Consider the following 15,862-nt stretch of genomic DNA (forward strand, 5'->3'; position numbering starts at 1 on the left):
AACAATCCCGTTCTTGCAGATGTAAGAACGGGATTGTTTTGTGAGGATTAATAAAGTGAAACTTTAATCAGCAGGTTTTTGTTCATCCCCCACTGATTATTAGCCTTCACCAATCGTGCGTTTACCGGCAGCCCGCCCCCACCTAACGCTGAATTTTGAGGTGGGAGTCTTACTGCCCAGTAAATAGCGGGATAAAAGCATCTTTTTTAACCAGAAGTAAGCTGCTCTCCCCTTTTTAACATCATTTAGAACTGTCATATGACACTTTTACACTAGTGAGAATGACAAAAAAAGCAGTATGATTCGGTTATTACATAGATAGGAGCGATGAACTTTATGAAATCAAGATTCATCCAGAATGGTTATTTTTTATTGCTAACTTTCGGTACAGGATTGTTTTATTTTTGTTTTTACCTAATAGCTCTGCTATTTAGTTTAACCCTTTCATTTACTGTTGTTGGGATTCCACTAGTTATACGCGTACTACAGACTACCACACCCTTTATCCAATTCGAGCGCATACAGACGAAAATTTATACAGATATTTCAACAGACTCTTACGATAGAAGTATAACAATGGATACATCGAACTGGTCTCAGGTGAAATTAGTGCTAACAGATCGTCGCACTTGGTGTGCTGTCTATTGGCTAATGCAGAAATTTACGATTGGCATTTTCAGTCTCATTAGTGCAATCATTTTTTACGTAATGCCACTTATGTTCCTGTTGACACCACTACTGTATCGATACATCGATATGAATATTATATTTATACAAATAGATACTTTTGCCAAGTCACTCTTTGTAATGTTTATGGGTATAGTATTTACCGCCATAAGTATTAGAATAGTCGATGGTTTGACAAAGAAAATTGGGGGCTATACACGTAGTATGATTCGGCAACTAAATCAATAGAAGTTTGCAGTTTGTGAGTAGTATCGTAGTTTTAAATTAAAAAGTATAATAAGGCAGGAAGGATTAAATTATAATATAGGAAGTAAAATGGTAGGCTATTTAGGGGGTAAAGGACTTGTTAGATATGGTTAAGTATTGGTTTTGGTATGATTGGATTATGTTAGGGGTACGCCTACTTGCTAGTGTGTCTATCATTCTAGCTACATTAAATTTTCAGGATGGTTTAACATTACCACTTTGGATTATTATTCTTTGGGAAATTATTGCCTTCTCTGTTCCATGGGTAGCCTTACTATTCAATTATAAATATTATTTGTTCACAGAAATACTGCTGTATGGTGGACTATGTATATATTTAACCTCATTATTTCCAGGGGCTTACAACACATTTCTTATATCAGTGTTTCTAATTGCTGCGAATAGTAAGCATTTGTCCTATTATTGGACAGCTCCAATAACGGTTTTTATAACAACTGGAATTTTCTATGCGGTCTCGCCAAGTAATAGCTATTGGATTATGGTCACCTATTATGGATTCGCATATGTAATGGGATTCGCTTTTCATTTATTAATCGTCAATCATAAACAAAATGAATCAATTCGTAAACAAAACGCAGTACTTGAGCAATATATGTCTCAGATTGAACGCATTACACTGGCGGAAGAACGAAACAGACTGTCGAGTGAGCTTCATGATACAGTTGGTCACGCTTATACTTCTATTATTATGGGGATGGAAACGTTGCGCACCGAACTTGCTACTGAAATGGGTATACAGAGGCTAGATTCTCTGCTTGAAATGGGACGTAAAAGCATCGAGGACGTGAGAGGTTACCTACATCAAATGGAGTCTCCTTGTCAATCGCCTTCCTTAATTCAATCTCTCCAAAATCTTGGAGCCGAATTTCAGGAGCACGCTCAGGTTAATGTAAGTTTTCGGGCATACGGAGAGGAATATGAATTGTCTCGGCAAGCGAAGATAGCGTTCATTCGTTGCTTACAAGAGTCCCTTACGAATGCAGTACGTCATGGTCAGGGAACTGAAATTATAGTTTCATTGCAGTTTGAACAACAATATACGAGATTAGAAGTTCAAGATAATGGAAAAGGAAATGTAGAATGGCAGGAAGGCTTCGGTCTGAATGCAATGAAAGAACGAGCAATGAATTTGCAAGGTCAATTGTCTGTATATACAAAGCCAGATGAAGGAATGCTTGTTACATGTACCATACCGCGACAAACTGAAATAAAAGATGGACTTATTCGTTTGTTAATTGTAGACGACCAGCCGTTTGTTCGGGAAAGTTTGAGGACACTACTCGATAGATATGAAGATTTAAATGTAGTCGGTTTGGCCGAGGATGGCAATGAAGCCATCGATTTGTGTGGGCGCCTTCAGCCTCATGTTATACTTATGGATTTAGATATGCAACACATGGATGGAGTCGAAGCAACCAAAAAGATTAAGCAACAATGGCCACATATCCGCATATTGATTTTTACCACTTTTCAGGATACCGAACAGGCGTTGGAATCGCTTCGCAACGGTGCGGATGGTTTTTTACTCAAATCTATTGAAACATTGGAGCTAGCTAATACGATCCGACTTATTCACAAAGGTGGGACACTGATTGATCAAGGAATGTCTCACAAAATATTTGAGAAATTTGATGAGCAAAAAGAGACACCACAATCAAAAGCAACCGCTTATGAGCTAACAGCTAGGGAGATAGAAATATTGCAGCTAGTAGCAAAGGGACTTCGATACACTACCATAGCATCAAGGTTATATTTATCGAATGGTACGGTCAGAAATTATGCTTCCACAGCTTATACAAAGCTGGGAGTCCGTAACAAAGAAGAAGCTGTTCAAAAGGCTCTAGAAATTGGAATTATTGAATAAGAAAAATGTTTTTTTGTTTCTCTACAGCAAGGTAAAATGTAGTTACAAGGTACAGTAGAAGATAAAGTGAAACTTTAATCAGTGGGGTTTGTTCATCCCCCACTGATTATGAGCCCTCACCAATCGTGCTGCCCGTTAATGCGAGATAAACAACATCATTACATTAATCTTTTTTAGGGAGTACAATTCCTTTAAATAATTGAACAGTAATCCAGTAATACATCGAGTAAATTACTACAAAAATAACAAGTGGTAACCAAATGCGAGAGTACGGATCGATTACAAGAGGGCTAAACATGTTCATACCAACTAATATATGAGTAATCCCTACAATTGCTGGGAATAAGAATATGAAGAATAACTCTTTATAAATCGATTTTGTTAATAACTCTCGGCGAACACCAATTTTATGAAGCATTTGATAACGTGTTACATCTTTTGATGCTCCCGACAGAACTTTAAACATTAAGCAGCTTGCCATCATTGCTAAAAATGCAATTCCAACGAAGAAACCCATAAACATTAGTCCGCTGGCAAAATCATGACTCATAATATATGTTTGATACTTACTACCCAATTCTTCCGCTTTCACATTTTTATATTTTGCTATCTGTAATTCATCAAGTTTTTTCCATTCTTTTATGTATGATCCAAAATCATCTGTTTTCCCCATAAACACAATACTTTCTTTCCCCTTCAATCCATTGTATATGTTATAATCTACAATTTTTATTTCATAATCAGGATATAAATAATTGGGCTGGATCGTTCTGAAAACCTGAATCCATTGTTTTGTGTCTGTCTCTCCTTCAGCCCGTTTTATTGAAAATGCACCAATTGGTATTTCCTCTGAAGCTTTCTCTATTTTCATACCTTGCAAGAAAGGGCGATTTTTCTCTACATCTTCTTTAAGATAATAAACATATTTATCATCAACTTTGTAATGATATTCAAGTTTTTCTTGAAATAAGATACTACCCAAAATTGTCTTTTCTTCCACTGTTGGATTATGAATGACTGAATCGTAAATTTGTATTTGATCTGTAATTTTTAGGATGTTGTTTTTAAATGCCATACCACAAGCAATTCCACCAGCACCAAGAGCCACTAAAATTGCTACTGTTGCAAGCACATTTGTTAGACTATTAATGCGGAAATTTAATTGTGCAAAAGTAAAAGCATTGAGGCCTTTTTCACTACGTTTTTTATTACTCTTTAGCTTGTTAATCATAACTGGAAGAAGTGATCCAAATATAAGGTAAGTACCAACAGTTGCTGAGATTAATCCAACAGCCATTAATCCCAAAACAATTAGCGAATTTGCATATGATATATAAATAAGTGATGCATAACCAATACCCAATAAAAGAATACCAAGGAATGCAACTACAACTGTCATTTTTCCTTTTATGGCAACACGTTCTGTTTGTTCATCAGCATGTACAAGTTGCAGTACAGAAATACGAGATAATTTAATACTATTCATAATTGCAGATAATACAAAGAGTGCAAAGAAAAAGATGCAAGTAATAGCTATAGATGGCAGATAAAATGCTTTATAACCTTCGCCAGCAAACTCGAGTTGTTTCATTAATAGCTGACCGATACCTTCTGCAAGTCCTACACCAATTGTAATTCCAATCAAAAGAGAGGTGGCACCTAATATGATTGTTTCAATGAACATAAGTAAGGTAACTTTATGCTTTTTTGCTCCTAACATCATATACATACCAAATTCTTTTTGACGAAGAGCTGATAAGAAAGAGTTTGCATATAAAATATAGAAAAATGTGATAATCGCTAACAAAACGGAACCAATTTTAAAGACAGCCACAATATCCCTAATAGAAGAGTTAGATTCAAGGAACGTTTTATTGGATGCTAGCGTTTGAAACATATAAAAAGTTGAAATAGAGACAATAAGACCAACAAGTAAAACAATGTAATCTTGCAACTTACTTTTTAGGCCTGACATAGAAAGCTTAAATAACATGATTGAACTTCCTTCCTTACGCTTTTTGTGTGCCTAAGTTTGCAAGCACATCTAAAATTTCTTTATAGAATTCTTCACGGGTACTACCGCGATGAATTTCTTTATATAACTCACCATCTTGAATGAATAAAATACGTTGACAGTAACTTGCGCTGTAAGGATCATGCGTAACCATCATAATGGATACACCTTGCTCTTTATTTAAGCTTGTCATGGCATTAAGTAAACTCGTTGCATTTTTAGAATCTAGAGCTCCAGTCGGCTCATCTCCCAAAATAATTGCTGGTTCATGAACTAACGCACGTGCTGCTGCGGAACGTTGCTTTTGTCCACCAGATACTTCAGAAGGATATTTTTGAAGTATAGCTGTAATGCCTAACATATCAGCTACTTTTTCTACTTTCTTTCCAATATTACGAGATGAAACACCTTGAAGTGAAAGTGAGAGTGCGATATTTTCATAGATGGATAAATTCTCCAATAAGTTAAAGTCTTGGAAAATGAATCCTAACTTTTGTGAACGAAAATCAGAAAGTTCACCCTGCTTCATCCTCGTAATATCCGTTCCTGCAATTTCAACAACGCCGCCTGTCGCTTTATCTAACGTTGAAATTACATTTAATAATGTTGTTTTACCAGAACCAGAAGGCCCCATAATACCAACAAACTCTCCCTCTTGAATTGAGAATGATACACCTTTTAATGCGTTTGATTGATTCTCACCTTTTTTACCGTACAATTTTTGAATGTTTTTTACATCTACAACTGGCTTTATCATTTATATCCTCCTACATTTTTTTATTTCATTACAATAAGCTACTAAATTTGTTTACTACTAACAAAATAGACATGTTACCTCCACACTTAAGCTACAATGAAATCTTTCCTTTTATCTTCTTTGCTCACCTCATCACTTTGAATACACCCATGATAAACTATGAAAATTAGGAAACACCCCGTAAAATCCTTAAGATTTCTTAAGTTTTAAAAAAAGCTTATGGAACCTGTAGTTCCATAAGCTTTCTATCTAATTGAATGTTCAACAATAAAAGACATCCAACCATCTTTATATTCTGCATGTATATTACCATGATGAAGTTCAACAATTCTTTTTGAAATAGCAAGTCCCAGTCCATTTCCCTGGTCATCTTTTCTTGCCTTGTCCCCACTGAAAAACCTTTCAAACAATTTATTTGGATCGCTAACAGGCGGTTTCTCGACTTTATTTGATACTTTCAACATTGCCTTGTTACCTATTAGTTCAAGACATATAGATAATTCGGATGGTTTCATGCTGTACTTTATCGCATTCATAAAAAGATTTTCATAAACACGTACCATTTTTTCTACATCTATGAAGATAGGTATTGTTTCTTGCGTAATTGATTTTTGAACGATTAAACTTTCCTTTTCAAATATAGGTATGTATTCTCCAACTATTTGTTCCAACAAACCTGATAAATCAACTTCATTAAGGTTTAACTTAGCATCTATACCTGATAAACGAGTATACTCAAACAGCTCATCAATTAAATATTTCAGTCTCTGTGACTTTGAATACGTGGTTTCAAGGTATTCCTGTAATTGTATGTTACTGTTGTATTGCCCTCTTTTTAATAAATCTATATAGCCAATAATAGATGTTAAAGGTGTGCGTAAATCATGAGATACATTGGTGATAAGTTCATTTTTTGTACGTTCTAATTGTCTTTCTTGTTCAAATGTATTCTCCAATTCCTTGGACATATAGTTGATATTTTGAGCAAGTTGGGTCAATTCGTCCTTCCCCTTAATCCCAATTGTTAAACCCAGTTTTCCATTTGCAATATCATTCACATTTTCCGAAATGAGCTTCAAATATACTATTTTCTTTCGAACCAATAGCAAAAAGATTACTATAAAGTTTAAGATTGCGAACGTAAATAAGAACAACATTGCGAGTCTCACTTCAAACATGCCAAAATCTTCGTGTTTTATAAAAAATGGATCTATGACGTATTGCACAATGAGAATTGTTAAACCAAATGAAATAAAAAAACTAATTGCAACAGCACCAAGAAGTTTTATAATAATCTTATTTCTGAAACTAACATTCTTCATATTTTATACCCAATTCCCCAAACAGTTTTAATATAAATGGGATGTTTAGAATCTTCTTCAATTTTGTCTCTTATTTTTGTAATATGCACCATGACGGTATTATCTGATTTATAAAAAACCTCTTTCCAAACTGCTTCATATATTTTTGCTACACTCAGGACAATCCCTTTGTTGCGGGCGAGTAGTTCGAGAATAGCAAACTCTTTTGGAGTTAACCTTGTTTCTTTTCCCCTTACCCATACTTGACGTGTATCTGTATTTACGGTTAAGTCACCAATTTCTAGAATACTTTTATTATGTTCTATGGACGCATTGTATTTTTTAAACCTTCTTAATTGGGATTTTACCCTAGCAATTAATTCTAGTGGGTTAAACGGTTTTGATAAATAATCGTCTGCACCAGAGGCTAGGCCCTGAATTTTGTCTATATCCTCAGATTTTGCAGATAGCATAATGATAGGCATATTGCGATCTTCCCTAATTTTCATACATGCTTCAATGCCATCCATATTCGGCATCATAATATCTAAAATAATCAAATCAAATTCCTTTTCTTCTAACAGTTGTAAAGCTTGTATAGCATCTTCTACCTTTTGAGTTTTTAGGCCTTCATTTTCCAGATATACAGAGATAAGATTTCTAATCTCTTTATCATCATCAACAATAAGAATTTTTGACTCCATATTATTCCTCCACATTAAATGCAATAAGTATCCAATAAAGCATATATTTGTTGTTACTTAGTTAATAAACTTAATAGAGATGGTTTCTATCTTCTTTCTTTACTTAAGACGATCTTTTGTAAAATACACAAAAAGACCGTCACAGTATTGTGACTAAAAAACAAGAAAATTTCAATAACTAATACTATTATTATTTATTTTTAGCTTTTAAGACACCCAGCGCTATTTTGGTTGCTTCTGCAATAAGCTTATCATCGTATTTAGCATCCTCTTTATCATGATTAGAAAGTATCGCAAGAACAATTGGCTTTTTATTTGGTGGCCAAATAATTGCGATATCATTTCTGGTTCCATAAGATCCTGATCCAGTCTTATCAGCTACTTCCCATCCTCCTGGAACTCCAGCACGAATTAAGTTGTCTCCCGTAGTATTCCTTTTCATCCAATCTATTAATAAATCCCGTTTCTCAGTTGAAAGTACATCTCCTAGCGCAAAAGCCTGAAGACTAGTAGCTAATGCCTTTGGGGTACTAGTATCATGTACGTCTCCTGGATGCACTTCGTTTAACTCTGGTTCAAAACGTTCAGGATTTGTAACGGTATCTCCTATTTCTCTCAGTGATTTTTTGAATTCACTAGGTCCACCTAATTGTTTAAGAATAAGATTTTGGGCAGTATTATCACTATATCGAAGGGAAGCATCTGCAAGCTCTTTCAGAGTCATACCCCTATCAACATACTTTTCTGTAATTGGATTGTAATTAACAAGATCTTCACGAGTATACAAAACTCTTTGATTTAGATCTTCTATTGATTTCTTTTGTAAAAGTACTCCCACAGCTAAAGCTTTGTGGGTAGATGCGTATGCAAACCGTTTATCTGATTGATACGTAACGGTTTGATTCGTATCAGTGTCCAATGCATAAATACCGAGTTTAGCATCAAATTCTTTTTCAAGTTTAGCAAAAGAATCATTACCAGTAGTTTCTTGTTTGGTTTGATTTGTTTGTTTCGTTTGTTTTGTTTGTTTAGGTAATTCAGACTGAGTATTGCCATCGGAACAGCCTATAAGCGTTGCACACGAAAGAAATACTACAGGTACCATCTTTTTGTAATGTAAAATGTTAAAAAACTTGTTTAAGACTATCATATATTTTCAACCTCTTTCAAGAATATATAGTTTTTCTAGGTGTTATACATATCGATACAATTAAAGAGTGTATCGGATATCACTCTTCTTGCATCTCACTTTTCATAAAATGATTGAACTATCATGAACACCTGTTTTATACGTATACTTAATAGACAACCTAAGTAACAAGTTTGTTCCATTTTTATCAGTAGTCGTATCTAGAAACCTAAAAGAGTCCATTTAGAAGATTTAAATGGACTCTTTCACTCATATAATACTATCTATAGTTAAACAAATAAGATTAAATACATTTAAATTTTCTTGTTTTATCTACTAAACTGTTTAGGCATTTCTTTAACGTGCTTATCATCATCACGCCAATCATAGGTTTCTTTCTGCGAAACATCTAAAGTTTGATCTCCAATTCTAACAATATTCTTATTTACCCATTCAATATATGGATCGGTATCTGGATAATTCCAATATATATTTTTCTCTGAATCTGTATCAAGGTTAACTAATTCACCCCTAACAGCATCCGCACTTAATGATCCTGCATTATGAAAATAAGTCTTGATGAGATATTTTCCATCTGGAGATTTCACTGTTCGAATTAATTCCCCTTTTGGAACACCTTGCAAACTAAAAAGTTTCCAATATCCAAATCCAATTATAATTACTAACATAGTAAGTATAGTTAGTAATACTTTTCTTTTTGTTTTTTTAATTTCACCTTTTGTATTTATAATACTCATTCAACTCCATTCCATAATATATCAAAAATAAAAATCCTCCTTTAATACGGGATAAACATGAAAATTCCCATTTAGGAAAACTTTAAAAAATCAGACAGTATACTTGAATTGCTCTCCGCAAGAGAATATACTAATAAAGCAGGCTATGACGTTCCTTCCTTCTAACTTCTTTGGCGAAATAGGGATGTTACTTTCCTGCTAAACACATAGGCTATGACAATTCTTCCTTCTTTGTAGAAATTTCAATTTTTTTTAGAGTTGTCAATTTCCTATGAAAATAATTAGACTATAAAACCTCTTTCTTCTTTGGGTTTGAATAAACTTTAGTTTATCAACCATTGATGTAGAGGTTTTCTTTTCTTAATTAACAAATTACCACTTAACAACTAAATGTTATACCCCTAATTTTTCACTAAAAAATAGCTTTATACCCTCAGTGCATTTTTCTACAATTAGTGTGTTTATGCATGTAAAAATAAAAATCTACCACTGAAAGGAGGACAGTCAGACTATTCCCCTCTTTTATAAGGAGTGAATAGCTGGCGTTCTCATGAAAAATTCTATTTACATAAGAAGAAGTTTGAAAGTAATTATAAAAAGAGAAGAAAATAAACTACCGAACATGTATTTAGCCACTGTTTTAAAAAACTTGGAAAGTTTAGGATTTACTTTTTCCGAGCCTTTAATAGAAGAGTTGCAAACACTTTCGGTTGATGCATTCACATCGTTTTACACAGAGTTGGTAAAACATTTAAAAGAAATGGTTGGTGCACATATTCAGTTTACTCCTATGTATCCCAACTTTCCGCAACAAATGATGGATTTAAGTGACGCTGATTTATACATCAATGCCGTTATTCATTATGTGACGTTGCGCCTACCTGTATCAAAAGTAGAAGAACGACTCCCTCTTTTAGATAGCGTTGATTTGAAAGTTATTGACTTAGGAAGTGAAGAAGATTTCAATCAAATGATTTCTCAATTGATTAGTGCAAACAGCTCTATTTCCTCAACTGATAAGACAGATGTAGAATGGGCTATTACACACACTGAAGATGTTTCCTGTTTTCTACCTAATGTAATTCCTCATAAGGAAAATATGTCTTTTATAATTGGGGTTTTATTAATAAACAGAAAAATATCAGCCGATGCTGCTGCAAAGTATTTTAAAACGGCAACTGATGTTCTTCGCCTTGCAGTTGCTTTATCTGAAGGCGATGTGAGTTTAGCATCCTCCGTTCGATTCAAGAAGTTTAACCGAGCAGAAAGACGCTTCCTTTTAGGATTGTTAGAGCAATGCGGAAACATTACCGAAGATATGATTCGATACAAAAAACGTTGGATTCGTTTAGGTGAAATTCTTCATCCAGCAGAATATCATACTCGTTTCCCAAAAACCCACCGAGCATTTGAGATGCTTCGCAACAACATTAAAGTTGAAACATTTAATGGAAAAATAGAAGCAGCTTTGTTGAATCGTGATATCATGACAGCGAAAAATCTTTTAAAAACTCGCCCGGGGGAATTTGCCAGACGCTTGGATCATTTAATCCGTTTATGTAGTAATAAGTCAACAGATGTTTTCAATATTCTCGAAGATTTTCTAAGTATAATAGGAAACGTTTCTACTCCTGTATTACTTCAACTCACGGCTCATTTTAAGCATCGAAATGATAAAAATGAATTTCGTACCTTTTTTCCAAAGGGAAATGTAGCAAAAGCTATAGGTATTGAAAATACACTTCCATTTATCTCAGAGGATATTTGTTTAATGATTGTAAAAATGTGTGAAGATACTTTAAAAAATCGCTTCACGGAACTTCCAAGTCTTGGAAAAGTATTTTTGGATGAACAGTTAAAAAATCACTTAGTTCCCTTCTCTCAACGTTCAGCCAGCAAAGCGCTTCGCACATTATCTCGAGGAAGTAAAGTAGATTTGCCAGAAGGAGATACGATTCGTTTTTTCCTATGGTGGAAAGAAGGCTATGTGAATGGACAACATACAGGACGTGTTGACATTGATTTGTCTGCTGCAATGTACGACGAAGATTGGCAATACAAAGAACATGTATCCTTCACGAACTTACGTTCAAAAAATTTCAAAGCCTACCATAGCGGAGATATTACTTCTGCACCAAAGGGAGCATCTGAATTCATTGATTTCGATATTCCGTCTGTGCTGAAATATGGTGGACGCTATGTAGTTATGACTTTGCTTTCTTACACAGACCAACCATATAAAGATTTACCAGAATGCTTTACTGGTTGGATGGTTCGTCAATATCCTGGTTCAGGTGAAGTATTTGAACCTTCTACTGTTCAAGATAAAGTGGATATTACTGCCGACACCCAAATCTCTATTCCAGTTATTTTAGACTTAAAGGAACGAAAATTGATTTGGACAGATTTGTCTCTTACAAGAGATCTAACTTATGATAATACCATCGAGGCTAATCAAAAAGGTATGATACTAGTTGGAAAGGCTTTAACTAATTTAGTTAAACCGAATTTATATGACTTGTTCCGATTACATATTGAAGCTAGAGGTGAACTCGTTCAAGAAATCGAAGAAGCAGAAAGCATTTTTTCTTTGGATAAAGGGATTACTCCTTTCGATATCGAAAAAATAATATCTGATTTTATTGCTGACCCACAAGGCTAACTACATTACAAACATTGATAATATGTGGAAAATATCCATGTATAATGTCTATGTGAAACAGGACCTGATAGATGAATATCAGGTCCTGTTTTTTATTTAGTAGATACTAAATAGTCCGGTTAATCATTATTCATCTAGATACACTATACTAATAAAGTGAAATTTATTAGTTAATACGTAACTAATTAAGAAACATTCATATACCAGCCCAAACATCTTTTCCATATCGCCCTTCATCTTGCACACGATCCAACCAATTTCTTGCTTCTTGTTCACTGACTTCATGAATTTCTTGATATGCTTGACAAAGGGTATCTTCTACATCCGGAGCCATTCTACTTCCATCACCACATATATAAAGATGAGCTCCATTATCTAATAACGAAATTAAATTGATTCTATCTTGTTTTATTAAATGCTGTACATATGTTTTTGGATGTCCCTCTAGACGAGAAAAAGCTGTGTGTAAAGAGATTAATCCATCTCTTTCATCATTTTCTAATTCTGTACGATAGAGATAATCTTTTTCAGGATGACGACAACCAAAATATAGATGCGCTTGTCCTAAGTTAATACCTTTTTGCTTTTGAACACGACGCGCTTGCAAGAATCCACGGAATGGTGCAATTCCAGTACCTGGCCCAACCATAATAATTGGTGTTTCTGGATCTTTAGGTAATTCAAAGTTTGATTGTGGCGTTCGAATGAAACAGATAATCTCATCTTTATTATGACGCTGAGCTAAGTAATTAGAAGCGACTCCTTCATATGTCCCTTCCCCACTCCATGCAGGCGCATTAACAACACCGACCGTAATGCTCAGACGATTGTGTGCAACGAGTGGAGAGCTTGAAATAGAATAGTAACGCGGTTTGAGCGCAGGAAGAAGTTCTAAAAAGCGTTCAAATCGGATTTCACAAGCCTCATACTTTTCAAGAAGGTCCAACATTGAAATCCGTTTCTTTAGTATTTGTTCATGGTAAACTCCTTCTTCTAATAATGCTTCCAATTCTTTTTTATGAGGAGGACATGCTGTGAATGTTACCATTTCTCGTATTTGTGCTCGAGTGGCAGCTTCTTGAACTTCAACACTATAACTAAGAAGGTCCAATAAACTAACAGGACTGTCTAAAGGTATGTGATTTATACTTCGTCCACTTGCACTCAGTATAACTTGATCCTTCCCATTTAATCCAAAACGTTTTAAAATTCGGTTGATATTTTTCTCGCTATTAACTGGCAACACTCCAAGGTGGTCTCCTTCTTTATATGTAGCGCCTTCTGGCAAAGATACCTCGATATGTCGTGTACTTCTATCACTGCTGGGTGATTGGAGTTCACGATTTTCTAGTATAGATGCATAAACTGCTTCATATGTTCGCGCAAGAGGAGATCCTCCAAGACGACTAACAAATTGCAGACTCAAAGTACTGCGCTCTTTTTCTATATTTTTGTTGAGCTCCAATCCAAATGCCTTCATCGCATCAGACCACATGTTTTGTTTCCATTGCTCAAGCTGTTCCTCGAAATCACCACTTGCATCTGCTTCTCCGCGTTTAGAAAATCTTGTTGCTCCTTTTTGAGCCATCTGCTCATCAATGTATCTTGGAATCCGTTGATAGGTACTAGCCCAATTATGATCTCCACAACCAAAAACTGCGTATTGAACACCTTTTAGCTCATCTGGTTTTAGTTCCTCCAACCATTGCACAAACTGCCCTGCATTACTTGGCGGTTTTCCATTATAAGAAGAAGTCACAATAAGTACCGCTCCTTCTTTTGGCAAACTTCCAATTCGATCGTTAAGAGCTACCACTTCCGTTTGAACCCCTTCTAAACTAGCTGTATCTGCTAATTCTCTTGCAATACCTTCTGCTACACCTGTATCCGAGCCGTACAGAACAAGAAGTGAAAGATTATCGGCCCCAATAATAGAAGGTGGCTTCTGAACGTGCTGCTTAATTTCATCGTTTTTAAGCTTGTCCTCTGTAGGTGTAAGAACAGTAGGATGACTAATAGTTTGTTTTCGGGGTAGAATCCTAATCTTAAAATCACCGGGCTTTAGCGTTAATGTTTGTTTTACATCCAGCTCATAGTTTTGATAATCGATTAATTCAAAATGTTGAAGAAGCATTCCCATTACAAGAGTGGCTTCATGAAGTGCAAATTGCATACCGATACATGCTCTCTGGCCATTTCCAAATGGCTTATAAGCATGATGAGGAACCTTATCCAGCTCTTCAAATCGTTCAGGTTGGAATTCTTCCACATTGTCTCCCCATGCATCTTTATCCCTATGTAGCTGTGGAATAAGAACAGAAATACGATCTTCTCCTTTCTTAATTGGGTATTTCCCGCCAATCACTGTATCTTCTTTTGCATAGAGACTGAATGCTGGAGCGGTAGGCCATAGACGTAGCGATTCATTTAAAATCATCCGTATATACTTCAGTTTCATAACTTGTTGGTATGTTGGAGTAGGATCTGTCAAAACACGGTCTACTTCTTCATAGGCTTTTTTCAACTTATCCGGATTCTTTAATAAAAAGTAAATTGCAAAAGATAACAATCCACTTGTTGTCTCATGTCCAGCTATTAAAAAGGTAATAATTTGGAAACGAATATTTTCATCATCTAATTTTTCACCAGTTTCCGGATCTGGCACATTTAACATACGGGAAAGTAAATCATTTTCTTCCTGATTCCCATTACTTTTACGTTCAGCAATAATATTATCTACTAAAGAAAACATAGATTGAATATCATGCTGAAATTGACGTTTCGTTCTCCACATGAGTTTATCTTCTATATCCAGCCTCTGTAATTGGTGCATCGCTTCATCTAGAGCACGGGTCATGCTAGTAATAAAAGGATGAGGGGTCTCACGATAAAAGCTATTGAATCGGTAATTAAAACCACATAGACCAATTGTATCTAACGTAAGACGAGTCATATCCTCCGGAACATCTACGTTTTCATTCGGATTAAGTCGTGCCCATTTTTGAACGAGTTGTACAGCAATATCGACCATCATGGCATGGTAATCTTTCATTGCCCGTTGGCTAAATGTAGGCATCAAAATATTATGAGCTTTTTTCCAGTTAGGCTCGTGAGTCTCGCTAGTAAATAATCCGTCCCCAGCAAAGGCACGAACTTTTGCTAAAGCACCCTCTATACTTTTATCGAACCGTGTTTCATCACAAACTTCTGCTACCAATTCATGTCCAGAAACGACAATGATGGTATCACTTAAAGTTTGAATTTGAAAAATGGGACCATACTCTTCCGCTATCTTGATAAAGGATAGCGTCGGTTTATCTTTATCGATTAATGGGAGATTACCCAGCGGTCCATATGTTTTCGGCTGAGGAATGGCAGATACTTTTTTTTCCATTTAAAACATCCTTTCAAAAAAGCATGAAATAAAGTGAAACTTTAATCAGTGGGGGTTTTGTTCATCCCCCACTGATTATTAGTTGAACCAATCGGGCTTTTACGGGCAGTTGGTCCCCCACCTAACTTCTTTGCTTCCGCTAAATTTTGAGGTGGGGGTCTTACTGCCCGTTAATTCGGGATAACATATCCCATTTAATAAAGAAGAAATAGCAACTAATCGCCTGGGATAAAGATATGTAATTGATTACCTTATTTTATCTTTTCCCTAACTATTCATGATTATGATATTGCGTATAAGCTTGGCAATTAAATTTATAACTTGT

10 protein-coding genes are annotated in these 15,862 nt (G+C 35.2%); 3 read left to right on the top strand and 7 right to left on the bottom strand.

The genetic code is table 11. The features are described from left to right. Positions 1-336: 336 nt before the first annotated feature. Positions 337-915: a sensor domain-containing protein gene (locus QCI81_RS03010; protein WP_071731931.1), complete on the top strand. Its 579-nt coding sequence runs from the start codon at positions 337-339 to the stop codon at positions 913-915. A gap of 115 nt (positions 916-1,030) precedes the next feature. After that, positions 1,031-2,818, top strand: a complete 1,788-nt coding sequence (locus tag QCI81_RS03015; RefSeq protein WP_053564014.1) for a helix-turn-helix transcriptional regulator — start codon at positions 1,031-1,033, stop codon at positions 2,816-2,818. 163 nt (positions 2,819-2,981) lie between these two features. On the opposite strand, the gene QCI81_RS03020 is transcribed toward QCI81_RS03015, so the two are convergent. The 6 genes from QCI81_RS03020 to QCI81_RS03045 all read right to left on the bottom strand — a co-directional run bounded on the left by QCI81_RS03020 (position 2,982) and on the right by QCI81_RS03045 (position 9,481). Continuing rightward, on the bottom strand, positions 2,982-4,811 hold the full coding sequence (locus QCI81_RS03020) for an FtsX-like permease family protein (RefSeq protein ID WP_071731930.1): 1,830 nt from the start codon (positions 4,809-4,811) through the stop codon (positions 2,982-2,984). Positions 4,812-4,827: 16 nt separating this feature from the next. Next, positions 4,828-5,589, bottom strand: coding sequence for an ABC transporter ATP-binding protein (locus QCI81_RS03025; RefSeq protein ID WP_071731929.1), 762 nt, complete (start codon positions 5,587-5,589; stop codon positions 4,828-4,830). A 245-nt stretch (positions 5,590-5,834) separates the two neighbouring features. Continuing rightward, positions 5,835-6,911, bottom strand: a complete 1,077-nt coding sequence (locus QCI81_RS03030; RefSeq protein ID WP_071731928.1) for a HAMP domain-containing sensor histidine kinase — start codon at positions 6,909-6,911, stop codon at positions 5,835-5,837. Next, a complete protein-coding gene (locus QCI81_RS03035) occupies positions 6,908-7,594 on the bottom strand; it encodes a response regulator transcription factor (protein WP_071731927.1) in 687 nt (228 codons plus the stop codon). The genes QCI81_RS03030 and QCI81_RS03035 overlap by 4 nt, the downstream gene beginning before the upstream one ends. Before the next feature lie 190 nt (positions 7,595-7,784). Beyond that, the gene (gene bla / locus QCI81_RS03040) at positions 7,785-8,744 is read right to left on the bottom strand and encodes a class A beta-lactamase (RefSeq protein WP_071731926.1); all 960 of its coding nucleotides are present in this window, start codon (positions 8,742-8,744) and stop codon (positions 7,785-7,787) included. A 308-nt stretch (positions 8,745-9,052) separates the two neighbouring features. Then, positions 9,053-9,481 (bottom strand): DUF5412 domain-containing protein, encoded by a 429-nt coding sequence (locus QCI81_RS03045; protein WP_000022543.1) that lies wholly within the window; start codon positions 9,479-9,481, stop codon positions 9,053-9,055. A gap of 550 nt (positions 9,482-10,031) precedes the next feature. Here QCI81_RS03045 and QCI81_RS03050 point away from each other — a divergent pair. After that, positions 10,032-12,143 (top strand): TerD family protein, encoded by a 2,112-nt coding sequence (locus tag QCI81_RS03050; protein ID WP_071731925.1) that lies wholly within the window; start codon positions 10,032-10,034, stop codon positions 12,141-12,143. Positions 12,144-12,339: 196 nt separating this feature from the next. Here the strand turns inward: QCI81_RS03050 and cypD are convergent, their stop codons facing one another. Continuing rightward, positions 12,340-15,537 (bottom strand): bifunctional P-450/NADPH--P450 reductase, encoded by a 3,198-nt coding sequence (gene cypD, locus QCI81_RS03055; protein ID WP_071731924.1) that lies wholly within the window; start codon positions 15,535-15,537, stop codon positions 12,340-12,342. Between the last annotated feature and the right edge of the window lie 325 nt (positions 15,538-15,862).

Origin of the sequence: Bacillus cereus group sp. MG20, assembly GCF_040459885.1 — a bacterium.
In the GTDB taxonomy this organism is placed as follows: domain Bacteria; phylum Bacillota; class Bacilli; order Bacillales; family Bacillaceae_G; genus Bacillus_A; species Bacillus_A cereus.

Coding starts and splice junctions, on each gene's coding strand:
- QCI81_RS03010 (WP_071731931.1), top strand. CDS start 337: ATGAAATCAAGATTCATCCAGAATGGTTATTTTTTATTGCTAACTTTC.
- QCI81_RS03045 (WP_000022543.1), bottom strand. CDS start 9,481: ATGAGTATTATAAATACAAAAGGTGAAATTAAAAAAACAAAAAGAAAA.
- QCI81_RS03025 (WP_071731929.1), bottom strand. CDS start 5,589: ATGATAAAGCCAGTTGTAGATGTAAAAAACATTCAAAAATTGTACGGT.
- QCI81_RS03050 (WP_071731925.1), top strand. CDS start 10,032: ATGAAAAATTCTATTTACATAAGAAGAAGTTTGAAAGTAATTATAAAA.
- bla (WP_071731926.1), bottom strand. CDS start 8,744: ATGATAGTCTTAAACAAGTTTTTTAACATTTTACATTACAAAAAGATG.
- cypD (WP_071731924.1), bottom strand. CDS start 15,537: ATGGAAAAAAAAGTATCTGCCATTCCTCAGCCGAAAACATATGGACCG.
- QCI81_RS03035 (WP_071731927.1), bottom strand. CDS start 7,594: ATGGAGTCAAAAATTCTTATTGTTGATGATGATAAAGAGATTAGAAAT.
- QCI81_RS03020 (WP_071731930.1), bottom strand. CDS start 4,811: ATGTTATTTAAGCTTTCTATGTCAGGCCTAAAAAGTAAGTTGCAAGAT.
- QCI81_RS03030 (WP_071731928.1), bottom strand. CDS start 6,911: ATGAAGAATGTTAGTTTCAGAAATAAGATTATTATAAAACTTCTTGGT.